This window comes from Burkholderia sp. MSMB1589WGS (assembly GCF_001636105.1).
Classification (GTDB): Bacteria; Pseudomonadota; Gammaproteobacteria; order Burkholderiales; family Burkholderiaceae; genus Burkholderia; species Burkholderia humptydooensis.
The window spans coordinates 1,254,661-1,267,048 of sequence record NZ_LNJT01000007.1; the positions used below are offsets into that span (position 1 = coordinate 1,254,661).

Genomic DNA, 12,388 nt, shown 5'->3' on the forward strand with positions numbered 1-12,388 from the left:
CGCACGCGCCTGCGGATCGTTCCACGTTGCGCGCGGCGCGCGCGATCCGCTCGCCGCTGTTCGTCGCGCACGTTCGCTCGGCAACCGGCACGCCCGTGCAGGGAACCAACTGCCATCCGTTTCGCCGCGGCCGCTGGCTATTCGCTCGCAACGGACTGATCCGCCGCTATCACACGCTGCGGCGCGACCTGATGATGCGCATCGATCCCGCGCTCTTCGCGTCGATCGAAGGATCGACGGACTCCGAAGTGATGTTCCATCTCGCGCTCGCTCTTTCACAGCACGTCGTTTCGCCATCTGCACGAGCGCCATCCTCACGACCCGCGCATCCGCGCGATCGGCGACGACGCGTTCCTCGTGCTGTCCGAGCCGCTCGTCGACCTGCATGACGCGTGGGAAATCATCCCTGAAAGCACCGCGATCACCTAGCCCGCCGCGCGCGGCGAAGGTTGCTCCATCGCCGCGAGTCGGTTATAAAAAAACCCTTTCGCGTGGCTTCACGGCCGCCTCCGTTCAATTCATTTGGAGACCTCATCGTGGATCTCGCTTCCGTGCAAACCTTCATCGTCACTCGCGGCATCGACTTCGGCCTGCAGGTCATCGCGTCGATCGCGCTCTGGATCATCGGACGCTGGGCGATCCGGATCGTCACGAACCTGATGGGCAAGCTCATCCGCAGGAGCGGAAAAGTCGACTCGACGCTGTCGCACTATCTGGAATCCGTCGTGAGCGTCTTGCTCACGGTGCTGCTGATCCTCGCGATCCTGCAGGTATTCGGCGTGCAGACGACTTCGTTCGCCGCGCTGCTCGCGGGCCTCGGCCTCGCCGTCGGCACCGCGTGGGGCGGCCTGCTCGCGCACTTCGCGGCCGGCGTGTTCATGCAGGTGCTGCGGCCGTTCAAGGTCGGCGACGTGATCTCGGCGGGCGGCGTGACGGGCACCGTCAAGGAGCTGGGCCTCTTCGGCACGACGATCGTCACGGCCGACAACGTCGTCACGCTCGTCGGCAACAACAAGATCTTCTCCGACAACATCGCGAACTACAGCGCGACGCCGACGCGCCGCGTCGATCTGACGGCGAAGATCGCGAACGGCGTCGACGCGGCCGATGCGATCAAGCGGCTGAAGGCCGCGCTCGAGCTGATTCCGAACGTCGTCAAGCATCCGGCGCCCGACGTCGGCGTGCTGTCGTTCACGCCGGAGGGCCCGCTGCTGTTCGTGCGGCCGTCGACGCAGCCCGAGAACTACTGGCAAGTGTATTGCGACACCAATCGCGCGATTCTCGACACGTTCCGCGAAGCCGGCTATCCGACGCCGGAAACGCCGATCTCGCATCGGACCACCGCCGACATCGCGAAGTCCTGACGCTGACGCCGCGACGCGTCGCTGCCGCCCGCGCGCGGCGGCGCTCGCCGCGCGCCCGTCAGCGGTTCGCCTGCGACTTCTGCGCGCCCGGCTTGCGGCGCAGCAGCTTCCACAGCGCGCCGAGCGCGACGGGAATCACCGCCGCGCCGATCCCGACGAGCACGATCACGTTCAGGTAATGGCGAATGAACGGGATGTTGCCGAAGAAGTAGCCGAGGAAGACGAGGAGCAGCACCCAGAGCAGCGCGCCGATCACGTTGAATAGCTGAAAGCGCGCGAAGCTCATCGCCGACGCGCCCGCGACGAACGGCGCGAACGTGCGCACGACCGGGATGAAGCGCGCGAGCACGAGCGTCTTGCCGCCGTGCCGCTCGTAGAAATTGTGGGTCTTCTGCAGCGCGGCGCGATCGAGGAAGCGTTCCAGCCCCGGAATGTGCGTATTGAAGACCTTCGGCCCGATCGCGCGGCCGATCAGATAGTTGACCGTATTGCCGCCCACCGCCGCGACGAGCAGCAGCACGATGAGGCCCGCGAGCGTCATTTCGCCCGTCGCCGCGAACGCGCCCGCGATGAAGAGCAGCGAATCGCCCGGCAGGAACGGGAAGATCACGAGCCCCGTTTCGCAGAAAACGATCAGGAACAGCACCAGATAGACCCAGGCGCCATACTGCCGGATGAAATCGCCGAGAAATGCATCGATGTGCACGACGAGGCTGACGAAATGAAGCAGCGTTTCCAAATGCGTTTCCTTGGTGTCGGTGACGAAGTGAGCGCGCGCCGGCCTCAAAGGGGCCGGAAGCAAAAAAAGCAACGCTGTCATGATACCGAAAGTGCCTTAAGCGACCGTGAAATTTGGCCGACGAGCGGCGTCGCGCACCGAACGCGGCAAGCGGCGCGCCGCGCGGCCTCGCTATAATTCCGCCATGTCCGAATTCACCGATTCCGCCGCGGGCCGCTCGACCGCTTCGCCCGCCGACGCGTCCTCGTCCGCCCTGCGCCGGCTGCGCGCGATCCAGCCGCTGCCCGACCAGTTGATCAGCCAGATCGCGGCGGGCGAAGTGGTCGAGCGCCCCGCGTCCGTCGTCAAGGAGCTCGTCGAGAACGCGCTCGACGCCGGCGCCGGCACGCTGCGCATCCTGCTCGACGAAGGCGGCGTCAAGCGCATCTCGATCACCGACGACGGCTGCGGGATTCCCGCCGACGAGCTGCCGCTCGCGCTGACGCGCCACGCGACGAGCAAGATCCGCTCGCTCGCCGAGCTCGAGGCGGTCGCGACGCTCGGGTTCCGCGGCGAGGCGCTCGCGTCGATCGCGTCGGTCGCCGAGATGTTCATCACGAGCCGCACCGAGGATGCCGCGCACGCGACGCGCATCGACGCGCAGACGGGCGTCGTCGCGCCCGCGGCCGGCACGCGCGGCACGACGATCGAAGTGCGCGAGCTGTACTTCAGCACGCCCGCGCGCCGCAAGTTCCTGAAGAGCGAGCAGACCGAGTTCGGCCATTGCCTCGAAATGATTCGCCGCGCGGCGCTCGCGCGGCCGGACATCGCGATCTCGGTGCTGCACAACGGGCGCGCGGTCGAGCACTGGAACGCGAGCGAGCCCGCGGCGCGCGTCGCGAAGATCCTGGGCGACGGCTTCGCGACCGCCCACCTGCCGCTCGACGAGCGCGCCGGGCCGCTCGCCGTCTACGGCTGCGCGGGGCTGCCGACCGCGAGCCGCGGCCGCGCGGACCAGCAATACTTCTTCGTCAACGGCCGCTTCGTGCGCGACAAGCTGCTCACGCACGCGGTGCGCGCCGCGTACGAGGACGTGCTGCACGGCGACCGCTATCCGTCGTACGTGCTGTTCCTCGACCTGCCGCCGGAAGCCGTCGACGTGAACGTCCATCCGTCGAAGATCGAGGTGCGTTTCCGCGACTCGCGCTCGATCCACCAGTTCGTGTTTCACGCGGTGCAGCGCGCGCTCGCGCGGCATGCGGGCGCGTCGCCCGAGACGACGGTGGGCGGCCACGCCGCGCATCTTGCGCCCGTCGCGCCGGCGTCGGCCGACTCGACGGGCGCGCCGGGCGCGTCGTTCGTTCGCCCTGCCCCCGCGGCAGGCGCGGGCGCCGGCCAGCCCGCGCCCGGCAATACGTGGCTGCGGCAGTCGCGGATGACGCAGGGCACGCTGCCCGTCGCGCAACCGCTCGCGCTGTACGACGCGCTGTTCGGCCGCAAGGACACGGGCGCAGGCACGCCGCACGGCACGACGGGCGCGCTCGAAGCGCACGACGCGGCGGACGCGCCGGATGCGCCGGGCGCCCCGCTCTTCGCGACCGTGCCGGGCGGCGCCGCAGCGCCCGCGTTCTCCGCGGCGGGCGCAGCCGCCCCCGCGATGCACGACGAGCAGCCGCTCGGCTTCGCGGTCGGCCAGATCCACGGCATCTACGTGCTCGCGCAGAACGCGCGCGGCCTTGTGATCGTCGACATGCACGCCGCGCACGAGCGTATCCTGTACGAGCAGTTCAAGCGCGCGCTCGCCGATCGCACGGTTGCCGTGCAGACGCTGCTGATTCCAGTGTCGATGACGGCGACGCCCGTCGAAGTCGGCACGGCGGAAGAAGAGCGCGAGACGCTCGACGCGCTCGGCTTCGATCTCGCGGTGCTGTCGCCGACGACGCTCGCGATCCGCGCCGTGCCCGCGCTCCTGAAGGACGCCGATCTGCAGGCGCTCGCGCGCGCGGTGCTCGCGGATCTGCACGCGTTCGGCGGCTCGCGGGTGCTGACCGAGCGCCAGCACGAGCTGCTCGGCACGCTCGCGTGCCATCACGCGGTGCGCGCGAACCGGCGCCTCACGCTCGACGAGATGAACGCGCTGCTGCGGCAGATGGAGGCGACCGAGCGCGCGGATCAATGCAATCACGGCCGGCCGACCTGGTATCAACTGACGCTCGGCGACCTCGACAAGCTCTTCATGCGCGGCCAATGAGCGAACGCAACGCCGCCTCCGTGCGCACGGTCGCGTGCCTGCTCGGCCCGACCGCGTCCGGCAAGACGGCCGCCGCGCTCGCGCTCGCGGCGCGCCGGCCGATCGAGATCGTCAGCGTGGATTCGGCGCTCGTCTACCGCGGGATGGACATCGGCACCGCGAAGCCGACGCGCGACGAGCGCGCGGCGGTGCCGCATCATCTGATCGACATCGTCGATCCGGCCGACGCGTACTCGGCCGCCGAATTCCGCGCCGATGCGCTGCGCGCCGTCGCCGAGATCGCCGCGCGCGGCCGCACGCCGCTCCTCGCGGGCGGCACGATGCTCTACTACAAGGCGCTGACGCAGGGGCTGAACGATTTGCCCGCGGCCGATCCGGACCTGCGCGCGGCGCTCGACGCCGACGCCGCGCGCGACGGCTGGCCCGCGCTGCACGTGCGCCTCGCGAGCGTCGATCCGGCCACGGCCGCACGGCTCGCGCCGAACGATTCGCAGCGGGTCCAGCGCGCGCTCGAGGTGTATCTGTTGACGGGGCAGCCGATGTCGGCGCTCCTCGCCGCGCCGCCGCGCGACGACGATACGGCGGCGGGCCTGCGGTTCGTGCCGGTCGCGCTCGAGCCGTCGGATCGCGCCGTGCTGCACGCGCGCATCGCCGCCCGCTTCGACGCGATGCTGGCAGCGGGTTTCATCGACGAAGTCGAGCGCCTGCGCCGGCGCGACGATCTGCATCTCGGGCTGCCGTCGATGCGCTGCGTCGGCTACCGGCAGGCGTGGGAGTATCTCGACGGCGTCACCGACTACCGGACGATGCGCGACAAGGGCGTCTTCGCGACCCGTCAGCTCTGCAAGCGGCAACTCACGTGGCTGCGCGCGATGCCGGAGCGGATCGTCGTCGATTGCTGCGCGCAGGATGCGGCCGAGCGCGCGGTCGACGCGCTCGAGCGGGTGCTCGACGGCCGCGCGCCGGCCTGACGCGCGCCTCGCGGCGCTGCTCGCTGGTCAGGCCGGCGACGCGAGCAGGTTCGCGTCGCGCGACGCTGCGGCGAACGCTGCCTTGTCGAAGGGCGGCCGGCCGGGAACCATGAAGATCGCGTCGTCGGCGATCAGGTACAGTGCCGTCGTCAGGTCGCCGCGACGGCTCGCGACAAACCAGGTCTCGATCAGTTGGCGGATCGCGTGTTCGTCTTCGGACATCGTCGTTCATCCTGTCGACCAGAGTTAGCGCTTTAGCGCTTACTCTGGTCCCATGCAAAGCTGTCGACCAGAGTTAGCGCTTTAGCGCTTACTCGGGTCCCATGCAAAGCTGTCGACCAGAGTGAGCGCTTCGCCCCCGCCCCCAAGCCCCGCCGCCATCCCCGGAATTCCACGATGAACCGAAAAAAAGCCGCCCGGATCGATTCCGGGCGGCTTTCGAGATCATCTCGACGGCGCGGCGCGTCAGACCACGACCGTCTGCGCCTCGCCTTCGCGGCTCGCGCGCACGGCGCCGATCTTCCACACCTGCTCGCCCGCATCGGTCAACTGGCGAAGCGCTTCGTCAGCATCGGCGGCCGACACGATCACGGCCATCCCGATCCCGCAGTTGAACACGCGGTGCATCTCCGCATCCGCCACGCCGCCGTGCTGCTGCAGCCACTGGAAGAGCGGCGGCAGCGGCCATGCGTGCTTGTCGAGTTCGGCCGTGAGGCCGTCGCGCAGCACGCGCGGAATGTTCTCGACGAGGCCGCCGCCCGTGATGTGCGCCATCCCCTTCACCGCGATCTTCTCCATCAGCGCGAGGAGCGGCTTCACGTAGATGCGCGTCGGCGCCATCAGCGCGTCGGCGAGCGGGCGGCCGTGGAAATCGGCCGACAGATCCGGATTCGCGCGCTCGATGATCTTGCGCACGAGCGAGAAGCCGTTCGAATGGATGCCGCTCGACGCGAGGCCCAGCACGACGTCGCCCTCGGCGATCGTGCCGCCGTCGATGATCTTGCTCTTCTCGACCGCGCCGACCGCGAAGCCGGCCAGATCGTATTCGCCGTCCGGGTACATGCCCGGCATCTCGGCCGTCTCGCCGCCGATCAGCGCGCAGCCCGCCAGCTCGCAGCCCTGCGCGATGCCCTTGACGACGGTCGCGGCCGTCTCGACGTCGAGCTTGCCGCACGCGAAGTAGTCGAGGAAGAACAGCGGCTCGGCGCCCTGCACGAGGATGTCGTTCACGCTCATCGCGACGAGATCCTGGCCGACCGTGTCGTGTTTGTTCAGATGAAATGCGAGCCTGAGCTTCGTGCCGACCCCGTCCGTGCCCGACACGAGCACGGGCTCGCGATACTTCTTCGGCACTTCGAACAGCGCGCCGAACCCGCCGATGCCGCCGAGCACGCCGTCGCGCAGCGTTTTCTTCGCAAAGGGCTTGATCTTGTCGACGAGCGCGTCGCCCGCGTCGATGTCGACGCCCGCGTCACGGTAGGACAGGCCCTGGGCGTCGGGAGCGGATTTCGGAGGATTCATGGGGGAATGCGAGAAGGTCGGTAAAATGCAATTTTACCCGAAGCCGGCCGGCCGGCCGGAATTCCCCGCACCGATTCCTCAGGGAAAGCATCTTGCCTCGCGTCATGCCGCAATCGTCACCGTTTTCGCTGTTCGAGCAGCCGCGCAGCCGCCGGCTCCGCGCCGGCCGCCCGCGCGCCGCGCGCCCGTTGCGCGCTGGCGTGCGCCGGTCCGCCGCGGCCGCCGCAGGCGGCGCGCCCGGCCACGAAGCCGGCCGCATGCCGACGACACCGCCGCGCCGCCGCCCTTCGGGCACGCAACACCGGACCTGATTCGCACCGTGACTGTATCCCGTCAACTGACGCTCGACCTCGGCACCCCGCCGCCCGCGACGTTCGACAACTTCTACTCGGGCACGAACGCCGAACTCGTCACGCGCCTGCGCGAGCTCGATCTCGCGCTCGCGGCGGGCCCCGTGGCCGACCGCACGTTCTACGTGTGGGGCGAAGCGGGCAGCGGCCGCAGTCACCTGCTGCAGGCGCTCGTGCACGACACGACGTACGGCCACGCGCGCTACGTGAGCCCGCAAGGCGGGCTCGACGCGCTCGCGTTCGATCCGCGCGTGTCGCTGTACGCGGTCGACGATTGCGACGCGCTCAACGACGCGCAGCAGATCGCGCTCTTCAACCTGTTCAACGAAGTGCGCGCACATCCGATGACGGCGCTCGTCGCGGCGGGCCCCGCCGCGCCGCTCGCGCTCGACGTTCGCGAGGACCTGCGCACCCGCCTCGGCTGGGGGCTCGTGTTCCATCTCACGCCGCTCACCGACGAAGGCAAGGTGGCCGTGCTCAAGCACGCGGCGAAGGAGCGCGGCATCGCGCTCGCCGACGACGTGCCGTCGTACCTCCTCACCCATTTCCGCCGCGACATGCCGAGCCTGATGGCGCTCCTCGACGCGCTCGACCGCTTCTCGCTCGAGCAGAAGCGCGCGGTGACGCTGCCGCTGCTGCGCGCGATGCTGGCCGCGCCGGAGCGCGACGAGCCCGCGCCGGGCCGGTTCAAGTAGCTTCAAGTAAAATGCGCATCCATGACTAATTTGGCACTTTTCGACCTGGACCACACGCTGATCCCGACCGACAGCGACCACGAGTGGGGCCGCTTCATGGTCCGGCTCGGCATCGTCGACGCGGACAGCTTCTCGCGTCAGAACGACCGCTTCTACGCCGACTACAAGGCCGGCAAGCTCGACATCCACGCGTACCTGAGCGCGATGCTCACGCCGCTCGCGAAGTATTCGCGCGCGCAGCTCGCGCAGTGGCACGACCAGTACATGCACGAGGTGATCCGGCCGGCGATGCTGCCCGCCGCGATCGAGCTCGTGCGCCGGCATCAGGACGCGGGCGACCTCTGCTGCATCGTCACCGCGACGAACGAATTCATCACGCGTCCGATCGCGACCGCGTTCGGCGTCGACACGCTGATCGCATGCGAAGTGGAAACCGTCGACGGCCATCCGGACTCCGCGTTCACCGGCCGCCCGACGGGCACGCCGAGCTACCGCGAAGGCAAGATCACGCGCACGCAGGCGTGGCTCGCGTCACTCGGCAAGCGCTGGGACGATTTCGACCGCAGCTACTTCTACAGCGATTCGCACAACGACATTCCGCTCCTCGAAAAAGTCACCGACCCGATCGCGACCAATCCCGACGACACGCTGCGCGCATACGCACGCGACCACGGCTGGCGCATCCTCGACCTCTTCCAACCGTCGTGATTAAAAAACTCATCCGCAAGCTGCTCGGGCAGGACGCCCGTACGACGCAAGACGCGCCGCAAGACCCGGCCGCCCCGCTCGAGGCCGAGCCCGCCGCGCCCCCCGCGCCGAGCCGCGCGAAATCCGCGCGCGGCGCCGCGAAGAAGGCCCGCAACGGCGAGCCGGCCATCGTGCACGCCAACGTGCACGGGATCGATCCCGCACTCATCTCGAAAAACGCGATCCGCGTCACCGATACGCTGCAGCAAGCCGGCTTTCGCGCGTTCATCGTCGGCGGCGCGGTGCGCGACCTGTTGCTCGGCATCGCGCCGAAGGACTTCGACGTCGCGACCGACGCGACGCCGACCGAGGTCCAGCGCCTGTTCCGCCGCGCGCGGCTGATCGGCCGGCGCTTCCAGATCGTCCACGTGCAGTTCGGCCAGGAGCTGATCGAGGTGTCGACGTTCCGCGCGCTCGTCGACGCGCCGCAGGAGCCGCCCGCCGACGCCGCGCCCGCGAAGCGCCTGAAGCGCGACGAGCTCGACCGCCGCACGCATGCGGTGGACGCGAGCGGGCGCGTGCTGCGCGACAACGTATGGGGCGAGCAGCACGAGGACGCGGCGCGCCGCGACTTCACGATCAACGCGATGTACTACGACCCGGCGTCGCAGACCGTGCTCGATTACCACGACGGGATGGCCGACATGCGCGCGCGCCTGTTGCGGATGATCGGCGATCCGGCGACGCGCTACCGCGAGGACCCGGTGCGGATGCTGCGCGTCGTGCGCTTCGCGGCGAAGCTCGGCTTCGACATCGAGGAGAAGACGCGCGAGCCGATCAAGGAGCTCGCCGATCTGATCAACAACGTGCCGGCCGCGCGCCTGTTCGACGAGATGCTCAAGCTCCTGCTGTCGGGCCACGCGCTCGCGTGCCTGAAGCAGCTACGCAAGCAGGGGCTGCACCACGGGCTGCTGCCGCTCCTCGACGTCGTGCTCGAACAGCCGCAGGGCGAGAAGTTCGTCACGCTCGCGCTGAACAACACCGACGCGCGCGTGCGCGCGGGCAAGCCGGTGTCGCCCGGCTTCCTGTTCGCGACGCTCCTCTGGCACGACATGCGCCAGCGCTTCGAGCAGTACGTCGCGAACGGCGAGTACCCGGTCCCCGCGATCAATCGCGCGATGGACGACGTGATCGACATGCAGACCGAGAAGCTCGCGATCCACAAGCGCTATTCGGCCGACATGCGCGAGATCTGGGGATTGCAGTTGCGCCTCGAGAAACGCTCCGGCCGCAGCGCGCTGCGCCTGCTGGAACACCAAAGATTCAGAGCGGGGTATGATTTCCTCCTGTTACGCTGCGAATCCGGCGAGCTCGATCCGGCCGCCGGACAATGGTGGACGGATTTCATCGACGGCGACGCCGCGGCGCGCGAGGCCCTCCTCACGCAGGGCGGCAGTCGGGACAAGTCGCCCCGCAAGCGGCGCCGCCGCGGCGGACGCAGCCGCCGGACGGCCGACAGCGCCGAGAGCACGGAAGGCGCCGCGCACGGCGAGTCCGACGCGAACGACTGACGCGCTCGCGCCGTCGAACGACGCAGGAAGGAAAGCCATGACGGTTGCTTATCTCGGGCTGGGGGCCAATCTCGGCGACGCGCGCCAGGCCTTGAAGGACGCCGTGGTCTGCCTCGCCCAGCAGCACGCCATTACGGTGCTCGGCAAGTCGAGCCTGTATCGCACGGCGCCCGTCGACGCGGGCGGCGGCGACTACTACAACTGCGCCGTGAAGATCGACACGACGCTCGCCGCGCGCGCGCTGCTCGCGCTCTGCCAGAAGATCGAGCACCACTTCGGCCGCGAGCGGCCGTACCGGAACGCGCCGCGCACGCTCGACATCGACATCCTGCTCTACGGTGAACAGACGATCGACGAACCCGACCTCGTCGTCCCGCATCCGCGCCTGACCGAACGCGCGTTCGCGCTCGTGCCGCTCGTCGAGATCGAGCCGGCGCTCGCCATCCCCGCGCGCGGCCGCGCCGACGGATTCCTCGCCGACGTCGCGCACCAGCGCATCGAGAGGGTCCAGGCCTGCCAGTGCCTCGCGATGCGGGCCGCCGCCGAAAAGAACCGCTGCCGATGAACTCGACACCGCTTACCGTCACCGCCCCCGACTGGCGGCCGCCGTGCCGCTACCTCGCCATCGAAGGGCCGATCGGCGTCGGCAAGACGACGCTCGCGACGCTGCTCGCCGAACGCTGGTCGATGCGGGCGCTCCTCGAGCGCCCGCAGGACAACCCGTTTCTCGAGCGCTTCTATCGCGACACCGCGCGCTACGCGCTGCCGACGCAGCTCGCATTCGCGCTGCAGCGCGAACGCCAGGTGCGCGAGATTGCCGCGGCTTGCGAAGCGAACACCCCGATCGTTGCGGATTTCATGCCGCAGAAGAACGAAATCTTCGCGCGGCTCACGCTGCCCGACGACGAATGGCAGTTGTACCGCTCGCTCGCCGCGCATCTCGACGCGCCGACGCCCGCGCCCGACCTCGTCGTCTATCTGCAGGCAAGCCCCGAAGTGCTGTTTTCGCGGATCCAGAAGCGCGGCGAGGCGATGGAGCTGCAGATCGGCGACGCGTACCTGCGCTCGCTCTGCGACGCCTACAACGAATTCTTCTATCACTACGACCGCACGCCCGTGCTGACGGTCGCAGCCGAGCACCTGAACCCGCTCGACTCCCCCGACGATCTTGCGCTGCTCGTCGAGCGCATCGCCTCGATGCGCGGGCGCAAGGAATTCTTCGTCAAGGGCGGCAGCGCGCGCTGACGAACGCGCGCGGCGTCGCCGATCGCGACGCCGCCCTTTTCCTCACCATCGAATCGGACCTCCCATGACCTACCTTCAGGAATCCAGCCGACCGGCCGTGACGGTACCCAAGCTGCAGGCGATGCGTGAAGCCGGCGAGAAGATCGCGATGCTCACCTGCTACGACGCGAGCTTCGCCGCCCTCCTCGATCGCGCGGACGTCGACGTGCTGCTGATCGGCGATTCGCTCGGCAACGTGCTGCAGGGCCAGACGACGACGCTGCCCGTCACGCTCGATGAAATCGCGTACCACACCGCATGCGTCGCGCGTGCGCAGCCGCGCGCGCTCGTCGTCGCGGACCTGCCGTTCGGCACCTACGGCACGCCCGCCGATGCGTTCGCAAGCGCGGTGAAGCTGATGCGCGCGGGCGCGCAGATGGTCAAGCTCGAAGGCGGCGAATGGCTCGCCGAAACGGTGCGCTTCCTTGTCGAACGAGCGGTGCCCGTGTGCGCGCACGTCGGCCTCACGCCGCAGTCGGTGCACGCGTTCGGCGGCTTCAAGGTGCAGGGCAAGACGGAAGCGAGCGCCGCGCAATTGCTGCGCGATGCGCGCGCGGCCGATGACGCCGGCGCGCAACTCATCGTGCTCGAGGCGGTACCGACGCTCGTCGCGGCCGAGGTCACGCGCGAGCTGTCGATCCCGACGATCGGCATCGGCGCGGGCATCGAATGCTCGGGCCAGGTGCTCGTGCTGCACGACATGCTCGGCGTGTTCCCCGGCAAACGGCCGCGCTTCGTCAAGGATTTCATGCAGGGGCAGCCGAGCATCTTCGCGGCCGTCGAGGCTTACGTGCGCGCGGTGAAGGACGGCAGCTTCCCCGGGCCCGAGCATTCGTTCTGAGCGCGCGGCCAGCCGATTCCGGGCGGCGGCTTCGGTCGCATGCGAAGTCCGCTGCCCGTCGCGAAGTTCGAAAAAAGCGGCATCCGGCGTATGCGGATGCCGCTTTTTTTCAGGTCTCGACGTCGTGACGCGAGA

The 12,388-nt window shown here is 69.1% G+C and carries 11 protein-coding genes and 2 pseudogenes; 10 read left to right on the forward strand and 3 right to left on the reverse strand.

Features of this window, described 5'->3' with window-relative positions; all coding sequences use genetic code 11:
• Window positions 1-5: 5 nt before the first annotated feature.
• Window positions 6-429, forward strand: a pseudogene (locus tag WT16_RS31195) (class II glutamine amidotransferase); the annotation flags it as partial.
• A 107-nt stretch (window positions 430-536) separates the two neighbouring features.
• On the forward strand, window positions 537-1,364 hold the full coding sequence (locus WT16_RS13725; protein WP_006025381.1) for a mechanosensitive ion channel family protein: 828 nt from the start codon (window positions 537-539) through the stop codon (window positions 1,362-1,364).
• A gap of 58 nt (window positions 1,365-1,422) precedes the next feature.
• Here the strand turns inward: WT16_RS13725 and WT16_RS13730 are convergent, their stop codons facing one another.
• The gene (locus WT16_RS13730) at window positions 1,423-2,103 is read right to left on the reverse strand and encodes a DedA family protein (protein WP_009913482.1); all 681 of its coding nucleotides are present in this window, start codon (window positions 2,101-2,103) and stop codon (window positions 1,423-1,425) included.
• Between the two features lie 184 nt (window positions 2,104-2,287).
• Here WT16_RS13730 and mutL point away from each other — a divergent pair, with 184 nt between their 5' ends.
• Both mutL and miaA read left to right on the forward strand, forming a co-directional pair.
• Window positions 2,288-4,333, forward strand: coding sequence for a DNA mismatch repair endonuclease MutL (mutL, locus tag WT16_RS13735; protein ID WP_063533530.1), 2,046 nt, complete (start codon window positions 2,288-2,290; stop codon window positions 4,331-4,333).
• Window positions 4,330-5,304, forward strand: a complete 975-nt coding sequence (miaA, locus tag WT16_RS13740; protein ID WP_063533531.1) for a tRNA (adenosine(37)-N6)-dimethylallyltransferase MiaA — start codon at window positions 4,330-4,332, stop codon at window positions 5,302-5,304. The genes mutL and miaA overlap by 4 nt, the downstream gene beginning before the upstream one ends.
• Window positions 5,305-5,334: 30 nt before the next feature.
• On the opposite strand, the pseudogene WT16_RS13745 reads toward miaA, so the two are convergent.
• Both WT16_RS13745 and purM read right to left on the reverse strand, forming a co-directional pair.
• Window positions 5,335-5,526, reverse strand: a pseudogene (locus WT16_RS13745) (DUF4440 domain-containing protein); the annotation flags it as partial.
• 243 nt (window positions 5,527-5,769) lie between these two features.
• Window positions 5,770-6,825, reverse strand: a complete 1,056-nt coding sequence (gene purM / locus WT16_RS13750) for a phosphoribosylformylglycinamidine cyclo-ligase (protein ID WP_006025376.1) — start codon at window positions 6,823-6,825, stop codon at window positions 5,770-5,772.
• A gap of 319 nt (window positions 6,826-7,144) precedes the next feature.
• Between purM and hda the strand changes: the two genes are divergently transcribed.
• The 6 genes from hda (at window position 7,145) to panB (ending at window position 12,253) form a co-directional block, all read left to right on the forward strand.
• Window positions 7,145-7,870, forward strand: a complete 726-nt coding sequence (hda, locus tag WT16_RS13760) for a DnaA regulatory inactivator Hda (protein ID WP_006025374.1) — start codon at window positions 7,145-7,147, stop codon at window positions 7,868-7,870.
• A gap of 21 nt (window positions 7,871-7,891) precedes the next feature.
• On the forward strand, window positions 7,892-8,578 hold the full coding sequence (locus tag WT16_RS13765; RefSeq protein ID WP_006025373.1) for an HAD family hydrolase: 687 nt from the start codon (window positions 7,892-7,894) through the stop codon (window positions 8,576-8,578).
• Window positions 8,575-10,128, forward strand: a complete 1,554-nt coding sequence (gene pcnB / locus WT16_RS13770) for a polynucleotide adenylyltransferase PcnB (protein ID WP_015602021.1) — start codon at window positions 8,575-8,577, stop codon at window positions 10,126-10,128. Before WT16_RS13765 ends, pcnB begins: the two co-directional genes overlap by 4 nt.
• A 37-nt stretch (window positions 10,129-10,165) precedes the next feature.
• A complete protein-coding gene (gene folK / locus WT16_RS13775) occupies window positions 10,166-10,693 on the forward strand; it encodes a 2-amino-4-hydroxy-6-hydroxymethyldihydropteridine diphosphokinase (RefSeq protein ID WP_006025371.1) in 528 nt (175 codons plus the stop codon).
• Complete coding sequence (locus tag WT16_RS13780; protein WP_015602420.1) at window positions 10,690-11,373, forward strand: deoxynucleoside kinase; 684 nt, start codon at window positions 10,690-10,692, stop codon at window positions 11,371-11,373. The genes folK and WT16_RS13780 overlap by 4 nt, the downstream gene beginning before the upstream one ends.
• Before the next feature lie 64 nt (window positions 11,374-11,437).
• Complete coding sequence (panB, locus tag WT16_RS13785) at window positions 11,438-12,253, forward strand: 3-methyl-2-oxobutanoate hydroxymethyltransferase (protein ID WP_006025369.1); 816 nt, start codon at window positions 11,438-11,440, stop codon at window positions 12,251-12,253.
• Window positions 12,254-12,388: the final 135 nt, after the last annotated feature.

Excerpts from the sequence above, each read along its gene's own strand:
- mutL (WP_063533530.1), top strand. The coding sequence starts at position 2,288 with ATGTCCGAATTCACCGATTCCGCCGCGGGCCGCTCGACCGCTTCGCCC.
- miaA (WP_063533531.1), top strand. The coding sequence starts at position 4,330 with ATGAGCGAACGCAACGCCGCCTCCGTGCGCACGGTCGCGTGCCTGCTC.
- purM (WP_006025376.1), bottom strand. The coding sequence starts at position 6,825 with ATGAATCCTCCGAAATCCGCTCCCGACGCCCAGGGCCTGTCCTACCGT.
- WT16_RS13765 (WP_006025373.1), top strand. The coding sequence starts at position 7,892 with ATGACTAATTTGGCACTTTTCGACCTGGACCACACGCTGATCCCGACC.
- folK (WP_006025371.1), top strand. The coding sequence starts at position 10,166 with ATGACGGTTGCTTATCTCGGGCTGGGGGCCAATCTCGGCGACGCGCGC.
- WT16_RS13780 (WP_015602420.1), top strand. The coding sequence starts at position 10,690 with ATGAACTCGACACCGCTTACCGTCACCGCCCCCGACTGGCGGCCGCCG.
- panB (WP_006025369.1), top strand. The coding sequence starts at position 11,438 with ATGACCTACCTTCAGGAATCCAGCCGACCGGCCGTGACGGTACCCAAG.